At 61.6% G+C, this 18,389-nt stretch carries 14 protein-coding genes, 1 tRNA gene and 2 pseudogenes; 6 read left to right on the top strand and 11 right to left on the bottom strand.

What is annotated here, in order from left to right; translation table 11 throughout:
* The first annotated feature begins 98 nt into the window (after window positions 1-98).
* Entirely contained in the window at window positions 99-323 is a 225-nt protein-coding gene (locus QMX97_RS07200) for a hypothetical protein (RefSeq protein WP_065904340.1), read from the top strand.
* Window positions 324-412: 89 nt separating this feature from the next.
* Here QMX97_RS07200 and QMX97_RS07195 read toward each other — a convergent pair.
* The 3 genes and pseudogenes from QMX97_RS07195 to QMX97_RS07185 form a co-directional block, all read right to left on the bottom strand.
* A pseudogene (locus QMX97_RS07195) lies at window positions 413-700 on the bottom strand (ParA family protein); the annotation flags it as partial.
* Between the two features lie 123 nt (window positions 701-823).
* Window positions 824-899 (bottom strand) — tRNA-Asn (locus tag QMX97_RS07190).
* Window positions 900-959: 60 nt separating this feature from the next.
* Complete coding sequence (locus QMX97_RS07185; protein ID WP_065904339.1) at window positions 960-1,856, bottom strand: LysR family transcriptional regulator; 897 nt, start codon at window positions 1,854-1,856, stop codon at window positions 960-962.
* A 101-nt stretch (window positions 1,857-1,957) separates the two neighbouring features.
* On the opposite strand from QMX97_RS07185, the gene lldD reads away from it, so the two are divergent.
* Window positions 1,958-3,088, top strand: coding sequence for an FMN-dependent L-lactate dehydrogenase LldD (gene lldD, locus QMX97_RS07180; RefSeq protein WP_106803090.1), 1,131 nt, complete (start codon window positions 1,958-1,960; stop codon window positions 3,086-3,088).
* Here the strand turns inward: lldD and QMX97_RS07175 are convergent.
* From QMX97_RS07175 to QMX97_RS07165, 3 genes are read right to left on the bottom strand one after another with little or no spacing between them, the layout of a single operon-like run.
* Window positions 3,085-4,317, bottom strand: a complete 1,233-nt coding sequence (locus tag QMX97_RS07175; RefSeq protein ID WP_282396603.1) for a CaiB/BaiF CoA-transferase family protein — start codon at window positions 4,315-4,317, stop codon at window positions 3,085-3,087. The genes lldD and QMX97_RS07175 overlap by 4 nt on opposite strands.
* Before the next feature lie 26 nt (window positions 4,318-4,343).
* On the bottom strand, window positions 4,344-5,873 hold the full coding sequence (locus QMX97_RS07170; RefSeq protein WP_282396602.1) for a 3-hydroxyacyl-CoA dehydrogenase: 1,530 nt from the start codon (window positions 5,871-5,873) through the stop codon (window positions 4,344-4,346).
* Between the two features lie 2 nt (window positions 5,874-5,875).
* Window positions 5,876-6,661, bottom strand: a complete 786-nt coding sequence (locus QMX97_RS07165) for an enoyl-CoA hydratase (protein WP_106803087.1) — start codon at window positions 6,659-6,661, stop codon at window positions 5,876-5,878.
* A 250-nt stretch (window positions 6,662-6,911) separates the two neighbouring features.
* On the opposite strand from QMX97_RS07165, the gene QMX97_RS07160 reads away from it, so the two are divergent.
* The 4 genes from QMX97_RS07160 to QMX97_RS07145 all read left to right on the top strand — a co-directional run bounded on the left by QMX97_RS07160 (window position 6,912) and on the right by QMX97_RS07145 (window position 11,588).
* Window positions 6,912-7,781: an IclR family transcriptional regulator gene (locus tag QMX97_RS07160; protein WP_065904331.1), complete on the top strand. Its 870-nt coding sequence runs from the start codon at window positions 6,912-6,914 to the stop codon at window positions 7,779-7,781.
* A 69-nt stretch (window positions 7,782-7,850) separates the two neighbouring features.
* On the top strand, window positions 7,851-9,005 hold the full coding sequence (locus QMX97_RS07155; RefSeq protein ID WP_065904329.1) for an acyl-CoA dehydrogenase family protein: 1,155 nt from the start codon (window positions 7,851-7,853) through the stop codon (window positions 9,003-9,005).
* Between the two features lie 55 nt (window positions 9,006-9,060).
* The gene (locus tag QMX97_RS07150) at window positions 9,061-10,335 is read left to right on the top strand and encodes an MFS transporter (protein WP_282396601.1); all 1,275 of its coding nucleotides are present in this window, start codon (window positions 9,061-9,063) and stop codon (window positions 10,333-10,335) included.
* A 326-nt stretch (window positions 10,336-10,661) separates the two neighbouring features.
* A complete protein-coding gene (locus QMX97_RS07145) occupies window positions 10,662-11,588 on the top strand; it encodes a GGDEF domain-containing protein (RefSeq protein ID WP_282396600.1) in 927 nt (308 codons plus the stop codon).
* Between the two features lie 20 nt (window positions 11,589-11,608).
* On the opposite strand, the gene QMX97_RS07140 is transcribed toward QMX97_RS07145, so the two are convergent.
* The 5 genes and pseudogenes from QMX97_RS07140 to QMX97_RS07120 form a co-directional block, all read right to left on the bottom strand.
* Window positions 11,609-12,409 (bottom strand): iron-containing redox enzyme family protein, encoded by an 801-nt coding sequence (locus QMX97_RS07140; protein WP_065904324.1) that lies wholly within the window; start codon window positions 12,407-12,409, stop codon window positions 11,609-11,611.
* A 44-nt stretch (window positions 12,410-12,453) separates the two neighbouring features.
* Window positions 12,454-14,916: pseudogene (locus tag QMX97_RS07135) on the bottom strand (EAL domain-containing protein).
* Window positions 14,917-14,987: 71 nt separating this feature from the next.
* The gene (locus tag QMX97_RS07130) at window positions 14,988-16,802 is read right to left on the bottom strand and encodes an ABC transporter ATP-binding protein (RefSeq protein WP_065904319.1); all 1,815 of its coding nucleotides are present in this window, start codon (window positions 16,800-16,802) and stop codon (window positions 14,988-14,990) included.
* A complete protein-coding gene (locus QMX97_RS07125) occupies window positions 16,795-17,397 on the bottom strand; it encodes a DsbA family protein (RefSeq protein ID WP_177343946.1) in 603 nt (200 codons plus the stop codon). Before QMX97_RS07125 ends, QMX97_RS07130 begins: the two co-directional genes overlap by 8 nt.
* 36 nt (window positions 17,398-17,433) lie before the next feature.
* Window positions 17,434-18,375 carry a rhodanese-related sulfurtransferase gene (locus QMX97_RS07120; RefSeq protein ID WP_033900937.1) on the bottom strand — a complete coding sequence of 314 codons (942 nt, stop codon included), beginning with the start codon at window positions 18,373-18,375 and terminating at the stop codon, window positions 17,434-17,436.
* Window positions 18,376-18,389 lie beyond the last annotated feature (14 nt).

Below are 18,389 nucleotides of genomic sequence, written 5' to 3'. Positions count from 1 at the left end.
CTGTGAATTAAGAGCAGTCTGATTTAATTCACCGCCCTCCCCTCCGAAAATCGGTCTTGTCAGCTAAAGACAACTCAACCACTCCCAAGGCTTGAATGATGGATCCTTTGCACGAGATTCAAAGACGGCAACTAAGGCTGATAGAGTCCGCCTCCGTTAACGAAGCTTGCGCCGTTGACTTACTGAGTCTATTGCGCAAGTTGACCGCGGCTGAAGCCAGTAATGTCCTAAATATCGTCACGCTGCTGCAAAGCGAGGCGGAATTTTTGCGCGAACTTTCAAAGGAAATGGCCACGCGAGAATATGAGGCACTGATCAGTTAAACCCCTGCCAAATTTTTCCATCCCGGCAGAGAAGCTGTTCAGCTTTGTCGCTCGAACTGAAGGTAGATGTTGGAACTGCCAGGGCGATTCAGATTGCTCAACCGGTTGAAAGGATCGTTGGAGTGAATCAGCGAGAGATTGGGAATGCAGGTCTGGGAGATGATCTGTTCGGCCCGGGTCTCATTATTCGCGATCAGTTGATAAGTGCCCCCTGGCGCTTCATGCGAAAGCGCGTAGAAAGACGACAGCGACGGCTGATTATCGAGATCAATAAGTAGGGTTCGAAGACCTGCATCGGCGCAGAACGCACCTAGGTTGGCGCCTACCGTGGTTTTACCCGGTCCGCCCTTGGTTGAAACGATTGCTGCGATTTTCATACTGCTTGCCTCTGAATCGAAGGATTAGAGACAGCTTCATAAAGGTCAAGCTATAGGCTGATTGTCAGGAGAAAACGCCCTGAACGAAAAAAGCCTGCATCTCTGCAGGCTTTTCTCAATATCTGGCTCCACGACCTGGACTCGAACCAGGGACCCAATGATTAACAGTCATTTGCTCTACCAACTGAGCTATCGCGGAATGCGCCGTATGTTACTGATTGAAAAGGAGAAGTCAAGCTTTCTCTGGTATTTCAAGTGATTAAACCGGATGACCGGTTGCGAGCCGGTGCTCCTTTGCCAGTTCCAGCCAGGCCAGGGCTGCCGGTGGCAGGTGGGCGTTGGTGCGCCAAGCCAGGGCGATGTGCCAGTCGGTGTGGGGTTCGTCCAGGGGGATCAGGGCGATGCCGGGGTGTTGGTGTTTGTGCGCCAGCATGCGCGGCAGGAAGGCGACGCCGAGGCCGGCGGCGACCAGGTCGACGATGAAGTCGATCTGCCCGCTGCGTGCGGTGACCCGTGGCGTGACGCCTTTGCGCTCGCAGGCGGCGAGGATCTTGGCGTTGAGGGCGAAGCCGGCTTCGAAGAGGATGAACGGTGAATCGGCGAGGTCGGTAAAGTCGATGCGTGAGCGCCGCGCCAGCGGGTGGCTGATGGGCAACACCGCCATCAGCGGTTCATTGCGCACGGGCTGGTAGTCGAACGCTTCATCCACCGGCAGCAGCAAGGCGGCGAGGTCGACCTCCCCCGCTTCCAGGCATTCGCGCAGGCGTTTGCTGCCGTATTCGGTGAGTTCGATGTCGATGTCCGGGTAGCGGCTGCGGTAGGTGGCGAACATGGTCGCGAACAGCACGCCGCAGCCCACCGGTGGCAGGCCGATGCGCAATACACCGCGCTTGAGGCCGCGCAAATCGTTGATCTCGGCCACCAGGTCGTTGCGTTCGGCGAGCAGCACCAGGGCCCGGCGATAGGCGATTTCGCCGGCGGCGGTGAGTTCGTTGCGGTGCCCCAGGCGGTTGAGCAGTGGCGTGCCCAGTTCGTCCTCCAGGGTTTTGACCGCCTTGCTCACGGTGGACTGGGTCAGGGAGACCACCTCGGCCGCCTGGGAGAAACCGCCCTGGCGGACCACTTCGACAAAGGCGCGCAGTGTTCTGAGGTTCATCGGTATTCCCTTTGCGACTGAATGCCAGTGATAAAAGTTGTTTTTATCATGCCATAAATTTCCTTATCCTCAAGCCACCTTGCCTTGTGGAGACACTGTTGATGATCATCTCGTCCGCTTCCGATTACCGCGCCGCTGCCAAACGCAAGCTGCCGCGCTTTCTGTTCGACTACATCGATGGCGGCGCATACGCCGAGCACACGATGCGCGCGAACAGTTCGGACCTGGCCGAGATCAGCCTGCGCCAGCGCGTCCTGCGCAATGTCGACAACCTGAGCCTGAAAACCAGCGTGTTCGGCCAGGAATTGGCGATGCCGGTGATCCTCAGCCCCGTCGGCCTGACCGGCATGTACGCGCGACGCGGTGAAGTGCAGGCGGCTAAGGCGGCGGCCAAGCAGGGCATTCCCTTCTGCCTGTCGACGGTGTCGGTGTGCTCGATTGAAGAAGTGGCGTCGCAGAGCCCGCAGGCGATCTGGTTCCAGCTGTATGTGCTAAAGGACCGTGGCTTCATGCGCAATGCGCTGGAGCGCGCCCAGGCGGCAGGGGTCACCACGCTGGTGTTCACGGTCGACATGCCCACACCTGGCGCGCGCTATCGCGATGCGCATTCGGGCATGTCGGGTCCTTTCGCGGCACAGCGGCGCATGCTGCAGGCCGTCACCAAGCCACAATGGGCCTTCGATGTGGGCCTGATGGGACGTCCGCACGACCTCGGCAATATCTCCAGATACCTCGGCAAACCGACGCACCTGGAAGACTACATTGGCTGGCTGGCCAACAACTTCGACCCGTCGATCAGCTGGAAAGACCTGGAGTGGATCCGCGAGTTCTGGAAGGGCCCGATGATCATCAAGGGCATCCTCGACCCGCAGGACGCCAAGGACGCCGTGAGTTTTGGCGCCGATGGCATCGTGGTCTCCAACCATGGTGGCCGCCAGCTCGACGGCGTGCTGTCCACCGCCAGGGCGCTGCCACCGATTGCCGATGCGGTCGGCGATGACCTCACGGTGCTGGTCGACTCCGGCATCCGTTCCGGATTGGACGTGGTGCGCATGCTCGCCCTCGGCGCCAAGGCGTGCCTGCTGGGCCGCGCGACTGCCTATGCACTGGCTGCCGATGGCCAGCACGGGGTGGAGAACCTGCTGGATATCTTCGCCAAGGAAATGCGCGTGGCCATGACCCTGACCGGCGTCACCTCGATCGACCAGATCGACCGCACCACCCTGGTCTAGCCCTGCTGCTCGACGATACCGCGCGCCTTGAGGTGCGCCAGTTGCTCAGCCGACAGGCCCAGCCGCTGCCCGAGGATATCGTCGGTGTGTTGCCCCAGCATCGGCGCCGGCCGTACATATTCCACCGGCGTCCCGGACATCTTGATCGGGCTGCCGACCATGGCGAAATCGGGATTCTGCGGGTGGGGGATTTTCACCATCAGGTTGCGCGCGATAACTTGGGGCTCTTCCAGCGATTGCGCGATGGAGTTGATCGCCCCCACCGGCACCTTCGAGGCGTGAATGCACGCCACCCACTCATCGGCCGTACGCCCGAGAAAGTGCGCCGAGAGCAACTCGACGATCTCGACGCGGTGGGCCACGCGGTCGGCATTGCGGCGAAAGCGCGGGTCATCCGGCAGGTGCGGCAAGCCGATGCTCTGGCACAACGCGACGAACTGGCTGTCGTTGCCACAGGCAATGATGAAGTCGCGGTCGGCCGCCCGGAACACCTGGTAAGGCACGATATTGGCGTGGGCATTGCCATAGCGCTGCGGCACCTTGCCCGAGGCCAGGTAGTTCATGCTCTGGTTGGCCAAGGTCGCGACCTGCACGTCGAGCAAGGCCATGTCGATATGCTGGCCGACGCCTGTGCGCTCGCGGCTGAGCAGCGCGGCCTGGATCGCCACCGTGGAATACAGGCCGGTCATCAGGTCGGAAAAGGCCACGCCGACTTTTTGCGGACCGCCACCCGGCAGATCGTCGCGCTCGCCGGTGATGCTCATCAGGCCACCGATGCCCTGGATGATGAAGTCGTAGCCCGGTTCTTCGGCACGCGGGCCGGTCTGGCCAAAACCGGTGATGGAGCAGTACACCAGACGCGGATTGATCTCGGCCAGGGTCGCGTAATCCAGGCCGTAGCGCGCCAGGGAACCGGCCTTGTAGTTCTCGATCAACACATCGGAACTCGCCGCCAGTGCCCGTACCAACTCCTGCCCTTCCGCACTGGCCAGATCGATGGCCACCGACAATTTGCCGCGGTTGGTGGACTGGTAATAAGACGCCTGCCCGGACGACTCGCCAGTGTCGGTCTTCATCCACGGCGGGCCCCAGCCGCGTGTGTCGTCACCGCTTTGCGGCCGTTCGATCTTGATCACTTCCGCGCCGAGGTCCGCCAGCACTTGCCCACACCACGGGCCGGCCAACACACGGCTTAAATCCAGTACCCGCAAACCTGTCAATGCACCCATTGTTCTTATCCTGTGAGGTTGGGAAATCAGCCGACTGCCGGCTCTTCATGGCGCAGGGAAATCCCCAGCAACGCCCGCCGCCGCAACCAGGGGCTGGGGCGGTAGCGCGGGTCATGAGTGAGTTCACTCATGCGCTGCAAAATTGTCAGCAAACGTCGCGGGCCAAGTGCATCGCCCCAGGCCAGCGGGCCGTTGGGATAGCCCAGGCCCAATTGCACCGCCTGGTCGATATCGGCGGGGGTGGCGATCCGTTGCTGCGCGATGTCGCAGCCGAGGTTGACCACCATCGCCAGGGTGCGCTGGGCGACAAAACCGACACTGTCACCGATCACGGTCACCCCGACCCCATCCGCCGCGAGCAAGGCATGCGCGGCATCACGCATGGCAGCAGCGGTCAGTGGGTTTTGCATCAGGGTGCGCTGGCGCGACAGGTCCGTCAGCACATCGATGCACACGGTGCGCGCCGGGTCGGTGTCGAAGTGCACCGACGCGCTGGTCGCGTCCCGCCCATAAGGTGCCAGCAGGCACAGCGCTTCTGGCGACGGCTGTGGCGTGCTTTCCAGCTGGGCGCCGAGGTCGATCAGCAAGGCACTGAGGCGCGCATGGTCTTCGCTGTTTTCGGTGGCGATCCACACCGGTGGCTGTTGCCGCACCGTCGGTACGGGCTGAGGCTGCGGGGCGTCCACCACCTGACCGTTTTCATAGCGGTAGAAACCCTGTCCGGTCTTGCGCCCGAGGCGCCCGCCCACCAGCATCTGCCGGGTCAGCGGTGACGGCCGGTAGCGCGGCTCCTGGTAAAACTGGGTGTAGATCGATTCCATCACCGGGTGTGACACGTCCAGGCCGGTGAGGTCGAGCAGTTCCAGCGGCCCCATGCGGAAGCCGGCGCCGTCTCGCAGGATGCGGTCGATATCGCCCCGCGCGGCGATGCCTTCGTCGAGCATCTTCAGGGCTTCAGTGCCATAGGCGCGCCCGGCATGGTTGACGATGAAGCCCGGGGTGTCCTTGGCGCGCACGCCGCGATGGCCCATGCGTGCGACCAATGCGAGCAACGCGGTGGCGACGTGCGGCGCCGTGGCCAGCCCGTCGATGACTTCCACGACGCGCATCAACGGCACCGGGTTGAAAAAGTGCAGGCCCGCCACGCGTTCCGGGTAGCGGCAGCCGGTGGCGATGGCGGTCACGGACAGCGAGGACGTGTTGGTGGCGAGGATGCAATGCGGGCTGACAATGCCTTCCAGCTGTTGCAGCAGGCCGCGCTTGGCGTCGAGATTTTCGACGATGGCTTCGACCACCAGATCGCAATGCTGCAGGTCATCGATAAGCTCAACCACCTGCACGTTGGCCCACGCCGCATCCATCGCCGCCTGGCTGATCTTGCCCTTGCCCACCAACTTGGCAAACGTGGCGCCGAGGTTGTCGCGGGCCGCTTGCGCAGCGCCGTCGCGGGCATCGAACAGGCGCACCGCCACACCGGCTTGAGCGGCGATCTGCGCAATGCCCGCGCCCATCACACCGGTGCCCACCAGGCCCAACGTATTAAGGGTGTCGGTCATGCTTATTCCCCCCGGTATTCAGGCGTGCGTTTCTCGAAGAACGCCGCAGCGCCCTCCTTCTGGTCCTTTGAATCGAACAACAACTGGAAGGCCTTGCGCTCCAGTACCAGCGCACTTTCCAGCGGCAGGTCGGCGCCGGCCAACATCACTTCCTTGATCTGCTCGACTGCCAGGGGCGGCAGTGCGGCAATCTGCGCCGCCAGCTCCAGCGCCCGAGGCAGGGTCTGGTCGTCGCTGACGACTTCGCTGAGCATGCCCATCGCCAAGGCTTCTCGTGCGCCGACCATGCACCCGGTGAGCGCGATGCGCATCGCCTGGAACTTACCCACCGCGCGGATCAACCGCTGGGTGCCGCCCGCTCCCGGCATCAAGCCCAGCTTGACCTCCGGCTGGGCAAACCGCGCCGATTCGCCGGCGACGATCAGGTCGCAATGCATCGCCAACTCGCAACCGCCGCCCAGGGCAAACCCGTTGACCGCGGCAATCACCGGCTTGGGGCAACGGCTGATGGCTTCCCACAGGTACTCGGTGTGGCGTCGATACATATCGATTGCGCCTGCGCTGGCGAACTCTTTGATATCGGCTCCGGCGACAAAAAACTGCGCGCCACCGGTCAGCACAATCGCACGCACCTCGCGGCGTTTGGCGAGTGCCCGAAAATGCTCGGCAAGGGCCTCACGCACCTGGGCATTCAGGGCGTTCTTGACCTCGGGGCGATGAATACGGACCACGGCCACGCCGTTGTCGTGGACGTCGAGGGTTACCACGGGTTGGTCTGCGCTGGTCACATTCACTCCTGCTGCAACGTTCTTGTTAGTCGGCCTGTCACTTGTTTCGCTGTGCGAAATAACATTCCGTATTTAGCCATGATCATAAGTATCGACCCTGCAGGTGTAAACGCAAAACCCCCAATCCATTTGAAAATAGCCGCTAACCCGCTGTTTAAACAGGTGTTATCAGCAAGCGTCGGAAAACCTCAACATCTTGCTTTGTTTCGCTGTGCGGAATAGAATTTTGTTTTGTTGATTTTATAAAAAAATGAGGCTTAACATGCGCCGTCAAAACGCGGACCCGGATAGCTCAGAAGTCCCGGCTGGCAACCACGCTTTCGAGCATGTGTTGATTGACCCGATGAACAACGATGAGGAGGAAGACAAGGACCGCCAGTTCGTCACTGCGCTGGCCCGTGGCCTGGAACTGCTGCGCTGCTTTACGCCCAGCGAGAGTGTGCTGGGCAACCAGGAACTGGCGCGCAAGACCGGGCTGCCGAAACCGACGATCACCCGCATGACCCACACGTTGACCCGCTTGGGTTACCTCAAGCACCTGCCGCAGTCAGGCCGGTACCAGTTGGATGTGGGCGTGATGGCCTTCGGTTACGCGATGCTGTCGAACCTGTCGATCCGGGCCGTGGCCCACCCGTTGATGGAGACGATGGCCAAGTACGCCCAGGCGGCCGTTGCCATGGCCACCCGGGACCGCCTGGACATGGTCTACCTGGACGTGGTCCAGGGCGAAGCGAACATGACGATGCGCCGCCAGGTCGGTACGCGCCTGCCGTTGCACTTGAGTTCGGCAGGCCGCGCCTGCCTGGCGGCGATGCCGGAAAACGAGCGCGAGTTCATGCTCGACCATATCCGCCAGCGTCATCTGGAGGACTGGCCGACACTGCGCAAGGGGCTGGAACGCGCGTTCAGGGACTACACCGACTTCGGCTATTGCATGTCGATCGGAGAGTGGCACCGCGATGTAAACGCCATCGCCGTACCGCTGCTGCACCCACAACATGGCTTGCTGGCGTTCAACTGTGGCGGACCGAGTTTTCACCTTTCCCGGGAGAAACTCGAAGACGACATCGGACCGCGCCTCAAGCACATGGTGAACAATATCGTGGCCGCCACCCGCTAGCTGGATCGGTGTGCGGCCTCGGCAGATTGACGATAACAGGCCCGCTGAACGGGCCGCTGAGGAATGCACATGATCCGAGACCCGCAAACACTTCATATCCTGGTGGATGCCATTGCGCAGTTCGTCAACGAAGCGCTGATCCCACGGGAAAACGAAGTCGCCGAGACCGATGAAATCCCGGCGGACATCGTCAGCCAATTCCAGGAAATGGGCCTGTTCGGCCTGACCATTCCCGAAGCCTACGGCGGCCTGGGGCTGACCATGGAAGAAGAGGTGACCATAGCCTTCGAGCTGGGGCGCACCTCCCCCGCCTTCCGCTCCTACTTCGGCACCAACAACGGTATCGGCTCCATCGGCATCCTGCTCGATGGCACCGAAGCGCAGAAGGCGCATTACCTGCCGTTGCTGGCCAGCGGCGAGCTGCTCAGTTCGTTCTGTCTCACCGAACCGGACTCGGGCTCGGATGCCGCCTCGCTGAAAACCACCGCGGTGCGCGACGGCGATCACTATGTGATCAACGGCACCAAGCGCTTTATCACCAACGCGCCCCACGCCGGGATTTTCACGGTGATGGCCCGTACTGACACGGCGATTCGCGGCTCGGGCGGTATCAGCGCATTTATCGTCGAACGCGAAACACCGGGGCTGTCGCTGGGCAAGCGCGACCACAAGATGGGCCAGCAAGGTGCGCACACCAGCGATGTGATCTTCGACAACGTGCGCGTTCCGGCCAGCCAATTGATCGGCGGCGTCGAAGGCGTGGGCTTCAAGACCGCGATGAAGGTCCTCGACAAGGGGCGCCTGCACATCGCGGCCGTCAGCGTGGGAGCGGCAGAGCGCATGCTCAACGACGCGCTGAACTACGCCATCGAACGCAAGCAATTCGGCCAGCCGATTGCCGAATTCCAACTGATCCAGGCCATGCTCGCCGACAGCAAGGCCGAGATCTACGCCGCCCGTTGCATGGTGCTCGACGCCGCGCGCAGACGCGACGAAGGCCAGGACATCGGTACCGAAGCCTCGTGCTCGAAGATGTTCGCCACGGAAATGTGCGGGCGGGTAGCCGACCGTTGTGTGCAGATCCATGGGGGTGCCGGCTATATCAGCGAGTACGCCATCGAACGGTTTTACCGGGATGTGCGCCTGTTCCGCTTGTATGAAGGCACCACGCAAATCCAGCAACTGGTGATCGCCCGCAACATGATTCGCGCGGCGCAGCGCTAGGACTCACCGCAATACCCATACCCAATGCCCTAACAACTACAAACAAGGTATCGCTATGGAAGTCGCCGCATCGGCGGGCGCGTTGTCGCCTGCCAAAAACCACCTGTGGATCATCGTATTCATCTTTTGCTTCCTCGGCCTGCTGATCGATGGCGCCGACCTGATGCTGCTGTCCTACAGCCTCAGCAGCCTCAAAGCCGAGTTCGGCCTGAGCAGCGTCGAAGCCGGCAGCCTGGGCAGTTTCACCCTGGCCGGCATGGCCATCGGCGGGATCTACGGCGGCTGGGCCTGTGACCGTTTTGGCCGGGTGAAAACCGTGGTGTGGAGCATCGTGCTGTTCTCTGTCGGCACCGCCATCCTGGGCATGACCCACAGCTATTGGCAGTTTGCGAGCACGCGGTTTTTCGCCTCCCTCGGCCTGGGCGCCCTGTACGTGGCGTGCAACACACTGATGGCCGAATACGTGCCGACGCGCTATCGCACCACCGTCCTCGGCACGCTGCAGGCGGGCTGGTCGGTGGGGTATATCGTCGCCACCTTGCTGGCCGGCTGGATCCTGCCTGAACACGGCTGGCGCTGGCTGTTCTACGTGGCGATCATCCCGGTGATCCTCGCGGTCCTGATGCAACGCCTGGTTCCGGAACCCCAGGCCTGGCTGACGGCCCGCGCCGAACGCGCCCGGCAGAAAGCCGATGGCACCCGGCTCGCGCAGAAGAACAAGCCCGACGGCATGTTCAAACTGATTTTCAGCGATCCAAAAGCCAGCCGCATGTTCCTGCTCTGGGCCCTCACCGCAGGCTTCCTGCAGTTCGGCTACTACGGCGTGAACAACTGGATGCCGTCGTACCTGGAAAGCGAGCTGGGGATGAACTTCAAGTCGATGACCAGCTACATGGTCGGCACCTACGCGGCGATGATCTTCGGCAAGATCCTCGCCGGCCTGGCGGCGGACCGCCTGGGTCGGCGTACGGTGTTTGCCGTGGGTGCGCTGGGCACCGCGATCTTCCTGCCGGTGATCGTGCTGTTCCAAAGCCCCGAGAACATCTTGTGGATGCTGGTGGTGTTCGGCTTCCTGTACGGGATTCCCTATGGCGTCAACGCCACCTACATGACTGAAAGCTTCGAAGCCAAGTTTCGCGGTTCGGCAGTGGGTGGGGCCTACAACATCGGTCGCATCGGTGCCGCCGTGGCGCCAGCCGCCATTGGTTTCCTGGCATCCCACGGCTCCATCGGCGTGGGCTTTCTGGTGATGGGCGGCGCGTACTTTATCTGCGGGGTGATCCCGGCGCTGTTTATCCGCGATAAACAGTTCGATCCACAAAAACAGTAAAGCCGAGCGGGCCGGTGGCAGCGCCGGCCCTGGTTTGCCAAATAACTGGCGTCAGTCTTTGCTTACCGGTTTAACCTCAAAAGAAGGCGATTGATTTATAAAGGTTTTAATTTAGTTAAAACCAATTGGCATGGATCTGGCTCTAACCTCTTTCAAGCAGGTTACGCGATGACAAGACGTGCGGCAGTGCCCAGGGGTTATAACCCACTGTAAAGCGGTTTAAACTATTCCCATGTTTTACGGAACTGAAGGAACAGTAAGACGCTTGGCACTCGCCACTCTCATCGAGCCTGTAAGACAGCCAAGTGCTTAGAGGCCGATCGTTTATGAAAACACCCACCCAGACCAACGCAATTGACTTCGACAGTGCCAAATTGCAACGCCTGGGCTTTGGTCAGCCGTCCCTCCTGCCGCGCCGTCCCATCACCCTTCTGCAACTTCGCCAGCAACTGGGCATGCAACTGCAGACCAGCCTGGAACCGGAGCGCATCCTCGCGACGTTTTTCCGCGAGATCCAGCGCCTGGTGCCACTGGACGCCCTGCAATATCGCCACGCTGCCAGCGATCTGCGCCTGGAGTTCGGTCATCGCGGCCACCATTCGATGAGCTATAGCCTGAGCCACGAAGGCGAGCACCTGGGCGAGCTGATTTTCCGGCGCAACCAGCGCCTGCTGGAAGAGGAACTTGGCCAGCTGGAGTCGCTGCTGGCCACTTTGCTCTACCCGATGCGCAACGCCCTGCTCTACCGCGCCGCCACCCGCAGCGCGCTGCGTGACCCACTGACCGAGACCGGCAACCGGATTGCCATGGACCAGACCCTGCAACGGGAAATCGACATGGCACGTCGTCACCTGAACCCGCTGTCGCTACTGATGCTGGACATCGACCACTTCAAGAACATCAACGACACCTACGGCCACGCCGCCGGCGATAACGTCCTGCGCGCCGTCGCCGGAGCGATCAAGGCCCAGTTGCGCAATGTCGACATGGTCTTCAGGTTTGGTGGGGAAGAGTTTCTGATCCTGCTGTCGAACACCGGCCGGGATGCAGCCGCAATGGTCGGCGAACGCCTGCGCCAGGCGGCACAGGCCCAGGATTATTTGGCGGAGGGTAAACGGATCGAATTGACGGTGAGCCTCGGCTGCTCGACCTTGCTGGCCGCCGAGTCTGCGGAAAGCCTGCTGCGCCGGGCCGACAACGCCTTGTACGTGGCCAAGCGCGAAGGCCGCAACCGCCTGGCGATGGCAGGGTAACCCCCACCACCGCCTTTACATCAGGCTTCGCTGGCCACCCGCGCCGGGCGCTCACGCACCAGCACCGCTGGTTTTTCCTTCTCCAGGCGCATGCAGCTTTCCAGGAACAGGTACATGTAGTCGTAGCTCTTGCACACGGCCTGGCGCAGCTCAACCTGCAAGGCTTTGCTCGGATTCATACCGGCCAGGGTGCAGATGATTTCCAGCGCCTCCCACGGGTGGGCGTCATCGTACTGGGCATGCATCTTCAGCCACTTCATCGCGCGCTTGCGGTCTTCCTCGGGGAAAGCCGCCGCGTAGACACCGGTGGAACACACCACCGCCGACCACTCCCCGGTCGCCCCCTCGATCGCGTAGTTGGTCGCGGCGATGGCCACGATCAGCGAATCGGCCGAGCTGGTGTGCCAGCACCAATGGCTGAGCGCGTGCAGCTCCGGCGGCACGTTCTGCGCCTGCAGTTCTTCGAGGCTGACGCCATGCGCGCGGGCCCAATGCACCCAATAATCGGCGTGGTTCAGTTCCACGCGAATGTTGCGCATCAGCCAGCGTCGCGCCATATCCTCCCCAGGATGGCGGGCAAACTTGGTCTTGGTGAGGTTCTGCGCCATGTACAAGGCAAACTGTTCCACCACGGGCCAGCCACCGATCAGGTAGTGACGCAGGGTCTTGGCGCTGAGCGTGTTATCGCGCATGCGCTGGTACAGTTCGTGTTCGACAACGCGCCGCTTGCTCTCGCTACAGTCCTGGATCAGTTGTTGCGCCCAGGCGGGGTAACTCGAGGCTTCCATAAGCGGGCCGGTTCTGTTGAATGTGTCGATCACTGTCGGGCTCCTTTTTAAGTGTGATGTACAGACCAGCAAAGGTTTCAGCGGAATGTGCCGGGCGCCTTGAATAACAGGGGCTGCGGCCGCGAAGGTCGACACTGCAGACTATCAAAGGTAAACAACTGCGGTCGTTCGATCAGGTAACCCTGAGCGTAATCCACCCCAATCTCGAGCAACGCCTGTTCGATGTGCGGTGTTTCAACAAACTCTGCAATTGTGCGCTTACCCATGACGTGGCCAATGTGATTGATCACTTCAACCATCGCGCGGTTAATCGGGTCGTCCAGCATATCCTTTACGAAACTTCCATCGATCTTCAGGAAGTCTACAGGTAAATGTTTGAGATAAGCGAATGAGGACATTCCGGCGCAGAAGTCATCCAGCGAGAAATGACAGCCTAAGGCCTTGAGTTCATTAATAAAGCGGATCGCACTGCCCAAGTTTGCAATTGCACTGGTTTCAGTAATTTCAAAACAGATCATGCTGGGCGGAATACTGTAAGTATGAAATTTCTCACGCAAGAATCCGAGGAAGTCATCATCACCGATAGTAATGCCTGACAGATTGATCGCACACATGGCCATCGGACGCCCCGGACGTTCATGCATGCAGGCGGCAATCAGCTTGAAGACATTCTCGACCACCCAGCGGTCCAGGGAGGTCATCAGACCGTAGCGCTCGGCCGCCGGGATAAAGCTGTCCGGCAGGATGATGCGCCCGCCCTCATCGTGCAGGCGCAGCAGGATTTCTATATGCCCGTTGCCGCCGTCAGTGTGCCCCAGCGGCATGATTTCCTGGGCGTACAGGCAAAAGCGGTTTTCTTCCAACGCCATGTGCAGCCGCTGCACCCAGGCCATTTCGCCAAAGCGCACCGACAGTTCCGAGTCATCGGCGTGGTACACCTGCACGCGGTTGCGGCCCTTTTCCTTGGCCATGTAGCACGCCATGTCAGCCGCCCGCAGCGACGTTTCAAGGGTGGTCGGCGTGTGCCCGATGTGCACCAGGCCGATGCTGACGGTGGTCATGAACGGCCGGCCCTTCCACACGAAGTGCAGGCTTTGCACGGTATGACGCAGGCTCTCGGCGATTTTTTCCGCCACCGGTGCCGGGCAGTTCTCCAGCAGGATGCCGAACTCATCGCCGCCCAGGCGGGCCAGGGTGTCGCCTTCGCGCAGGTCCGACTGCAACAGTGCGCAGATATGCCGCAACAGCTCGTCACCCGCCGCATGGCCGCAGGTGTCGTTGACCAGCTTGAACTGGTCCAGGTCGAGAAACATCAACGCATGCCGCCCGCTCTGCGCGCCCCCGGCCGGGTGCAGCACCTGCTCCAAGCGGAACTCGAACTCGCGGCGGTTGGCCAGGCCGGTCAGGGCGTCATGAGTTGCCTGCCACGACAGGTTGGCGATGTACTGGCGCTCCTGGGTCATGTCGTGCAGCACCAGCACCGCGCCCGTGACCTTGCTCGCGCTGCGGATCGGCGCGCCCACCAGGTTGACCGAAACGGTGCTGCCGTCCAGGCGCTGGATTGTTTTCGAATGCTCGCTGCCGCTGCTGAGCTGGCCCTTGACGATGTGCTCGATCAAGGTGAAACCGTCGGGCTGGGCATTGTCATCCAGCAAGTTGAACAACGCCGCCAGCGGCAGGCCCTGGGCCTGCGCCGTGTTCCAATGGGTCAGCGCCTCGGCCGCCGGGTTCAGGTAGGTGATGCTGCCTTCGACGTCGGTGGTGATCACGCCATCGCCAATCGACTCCAGGGTGATCTGCGCCCGCTCTTTCTCTTCCTGCAGCGCATCGGCAAAGGCATGGCGCTGGGCCAGGAGCTTGTGGGTACGCAACAGCGCCAGCACGATCAAGCCCAGGGCCGTGGTCAGGTTGGTGATCAGCAGCAGCCGCAGGATCATCCGCGAGCCTTCGCCCAACGCGTCGCTGAACGCCTTGGCGGCGGGTGTCACGCCTTCGTTGATGGCAATGATGTGCGCCTTCCATTGGCGCACATCATTGGCGTTGACCTGGTCACGGCGGATCGCCTGGTGCATCTCCCGGGCCAGGTCATCGAGCTGCATCAGGTAGCCATCGCCCACCGTCCACAGCTCGATGGCTTTTTCCAGGTAGCTGAAATGCCGGAAATTGAGGTACAGCCAGATCAGGCTGGAGACGTCATCGGGGTGGTTGCCGCCCTTGAGGATGCCCAGGCGGGCGGCAGCAAGATCGGGCGTGGGCCGATCCAGGGCGATGCGCAGCTCATGCCCGCCCTAGGGCACGGCAATCGCCTGCTGGTACTTGAGATAGGTGGATTCGTCACGGTTGTCGGCGTAGAGCGTCAGGTAGTAGATCGCGTCTTTCTGGCCCTTCGACCACAGGCTTTCACCGGCCACGTAGCCGCGTACCGCTGAAAGCACGTAGAGACTGACGCAGCCCAACAATGCCTGAAACAGAACGACGGCGATGAAGGGCCACACAATGCCCAACAGCCGAGGCGTTCCGAGAGTCCGCTTTTGCTTCATGAAGTCCCTTACACATGCACTGCCCAATACGCACGCGAAAATCCGCTTCCGATAGCTAAGCCTAGGCTAAATCAACGCACTTGCTGCAAGTGTCCATATAGCTTGGCGTACAGGCCGCCATCGGCAATCAGCTGCTGATGATCGCCGTCCTCAGCAATATGACCGCCGTCGAACACTAATACTCGATCCGCTTGCTTAACCGCCGACAAACGGTGAGCAATGATCAGTGTAGTACGGCCACTGAGAAACCGTGCCAGCGCCTGGTGCAGGTTGTATTCGGTGGCGGCATCGAGGGCGGAGGTCGCCTCGTCGAGGATCACCACTTTCGGCTCGGCGAGGACCATGCGCGCGATCGCCAGGCGCTGGCGCTGTCCGCCGGAAAAGCGCACGCCAGAGCGCCCCACCACACTGTCCAGACCCTGCGGCAGGGCTTTGACGGTGGCGTCCAACTGGGCAATTTCCAGCGCCTGCCAGCAGGCCTGGTCAGTGCGTTCGCGCCCCATGGTCAGGTTGGCGCGAACGGTGTCGTTGAACAGCGCCGGGTGTTGCAGCACCACCGCGACGTTCTCGCGAATGGTCTCCAGGCCGATGGCCTGCTGGGTCGCTCCGCCGAAACGGATACTGCCGGCCTGCGGCGTGTACAGCCCGAGCAGCAACTGCACCAGGGTACTTTTGCCGCCGCCGCTGGCGCCGACAATCGCGACCTTTTCACCGGGAGCGATGGCAAGGTTCAACTGGTTGAGCACCAGGTCATCGCCATAGCCGAAGTCCAGGCCGCGGACTTCGATGCCGACGGTTTCGCGGCCGCTGAACGGGTCTTCGCCGCCCGCATATTGCGGCTCGTCGGCACGCGCCAGCAGCTCGTTGATCCGCGTCAGCGCGCCGCCCGCAGCGTAGTAGGCGTATTGCAGGTTGAGCAGTTGCTCCACCGGGCCGATCATGAACCACAAGTAGCTGAATACCGCGAGCATCTGGCCAATGGAAAGGTCGGAAAACAGCACCGTCAGCATCGCCGCCGCCCGGAAGATGTCGATACCGAACTGGAACAGCAAGCCACTGGCGCGGCTGGACGCGTCGCTTTTCCATTGCGAATTGATCGCGTAGTCACGCACTTCCTGGGCGCGCTGGCCAAGGCGTCCGAGGAAGAAGCCCTGGCGATTGCCGGCGCGTACTTCCTGGATCGCGTCCAGGGTTTCGGTCAGCGCCTGGGTGAAGCGCGAGGTGCTGTCGTTTTCGAGCTTCTTCAGGTGTTTGACGCGCTTGCCCAATTGCACCGTGGCGTAGATCACCAGCGGGTTGAACAGCAGGATCAGCAAGGCCAGTTGCCAATGCATCCACACCAGGATGGCCGAGGTGCCGACCAGCGTGAGCATGGCCACCAGGAAGCGGCTGAGGGTTTCGCCGACGAACTTGTCCAGGGTGTCCAGGTCGGTGACCAGGTGCGTGGTCACCGTGCCGCTGCCCAGGCTTTCGTACTCGCCCAGGGAGATGCGCTTGAGGCGTTCGATCAGGCGCACGCGGATGCGGTACACGATGTCCTTGGCCAGCCGCGCAAACAAGCGCGCCTGCACCACGTTGAACACCAGGGCGCCGCACCGCAGCGTCAGCGTCACCAGCAGCATCAGGCCGATATAACCGGCTGCTTTCTGCCAGCCCAGGGGCAGCGCATGGTTCATCACCTTGAGCGCGGCATCGCCGTGGCCCAGCAACACTTCGTCCACCAGCAACGGCAACAGCAAGGGAATGGGCACGCTGCACAGGGTCGCCAGCACGGCAACGCCATTGGCGATCCACAGGGATTTACGGTGCCGCAAGGCCAGGCGGCGAATTTCCGCCCAGGTCAGTCGGTCGACGCGTTTGGGTTGCTCATCGGGCCGGTCATACACAGGCAGCTCGCTCCAGCCAACGGGCGAGCAAGGGCGACAGTTCCGACAGCGGCTGGTAGCCGTTGGTCAGCAACGCGAGCTGGCCATTGCGTTCGGCCAGCAGCGTCGGGAAACCGGCGATGCCCAAATCCTGGACCCAGGTGAAATCGGCGGCGGTCGCGGCGTGCTGCTCGGCACGGTCGAACGCACCGGCAAACTCGATGCGCGGGATGCCGGCCTGCTCGGCCAGCTCCACCAGCACGCTGGCGAGGGTCACATCGCGACCCTCGACATAAAACGCGCGCTGGATCAGCCCCAGCAGTGTCCACGCGCAATCCGGCGCCAGGCTGCGCGCGGTGACGATGGCGCGACAGGCCGGCTCGGTGTCATAGACAAACCCGTCGGGCAACGCACCTTCGCGCTTGAACGGCTGGCCGGTGGCGTCGGTGACGGCCTGCCAATGCTCCAGGATGTAGCGCCGGGTGGTCGGTTCCAGCGCCGCGCCGCTGCCGGTTCGCAAGCCGCCCACCACCAGGTGCAGTTCCACCCCGGCCGCCTGGGCCTGCTCTACCAACGCCTGCGCCACCGGGGCAAAGCCCCAGCACCAGGAACACATCGGGTCCATTACATAGAGCAGGCGCGCGGACATGGGTCAGGCCTCGGAAGGGGTTTGCTTATAGTTGAAGCCAATCGGGTGCGGCATGTTGCGGGCCTTGGCCAGCTCGATCTGCTTTTGCCGGTCGATCGCGCTGCGACGGGTCTTCTCCGGCAGCTTATCCCAGCAATGTGGACAACTGATGCCGGCCACATAGTGCTCGGACGCGCGGTCTTCTACGCTCACCGGTGTGCGGCAGGCATGACATTGATCGTAGTCGCCTTCGCTCAAGTCGTGGCGCACAGTCACGCGATTGTCGAACACAAAGCAGTCGCCCTGCCATTTGGTTTCTGCCTGGGGCACCTCTTCGAGGTACTTCAGGATGCCGCCCTTGAGATGGTAGACCTCATCGAACCCTTCGCTGAGCATATAGCTCGAGGCCTTCTCGCAACGAATGCCGCCGGTGCAGAACATCGCGACTTTCTTGTGCTTGGCCGGGTCGAAGTTGGCTTTGATGTAGTCGGGAAATTCGCGAAAACTGGTGGTTTTCGGGTCGATTGCGCCTTCAAAGGTGCCAATCGATACTTCGTAGTCGTTACGCGTGTCGATCAACAGCACTTCCGGATCGCTGATCAGCGCGTTCCAGTCTTGTGGATCAACGTAGGTACCGACTTTTTTGTTCGGGTCGACGCCTTCGACACCCAGGGTCACGATCTCTTTCTTGAGCTTGACCTTGGTGCGGTAGAACGGCTGGTCGTCGCAGTACGATTCCTTGTGGTCGATGTCGACCATGCGTGGATCGTTCTTCAGCCACGCCATCAGCCCGTCAATGCCTTCGCGGCTGCCGGAAACGGTGCCGTTGATGCCTTCTTCGGCGATCAGCAAGGTGCCTTTGATGCCATTGTCGACCATTGCTTGCAGCAATGGCTCGCGCAGGGCGACGTAATCTTCCAGGGTGACGAACTTATACAGTGCCGCCACGACAATCGGTTGAGTCATGGGTGTTCTCTCCA

Origin of the sequence: Pseudomonas sp. PS01298 (assembly GCF_029959745.1) — a bacterium.
In the GTDB taxonomy this organism is placed as follows: Bacteria; Pseudomonadota; Gammaproteobacteria; order Pseudomonadales; family Pseudomonadaceae; genus Aquipseudomonas; species Aquipseudomonas aylmerensis.
Note: the sequence above shows the minus strand (reverse complement) of the source record. Positions and strands in the feature narration are given on the sequence as shown.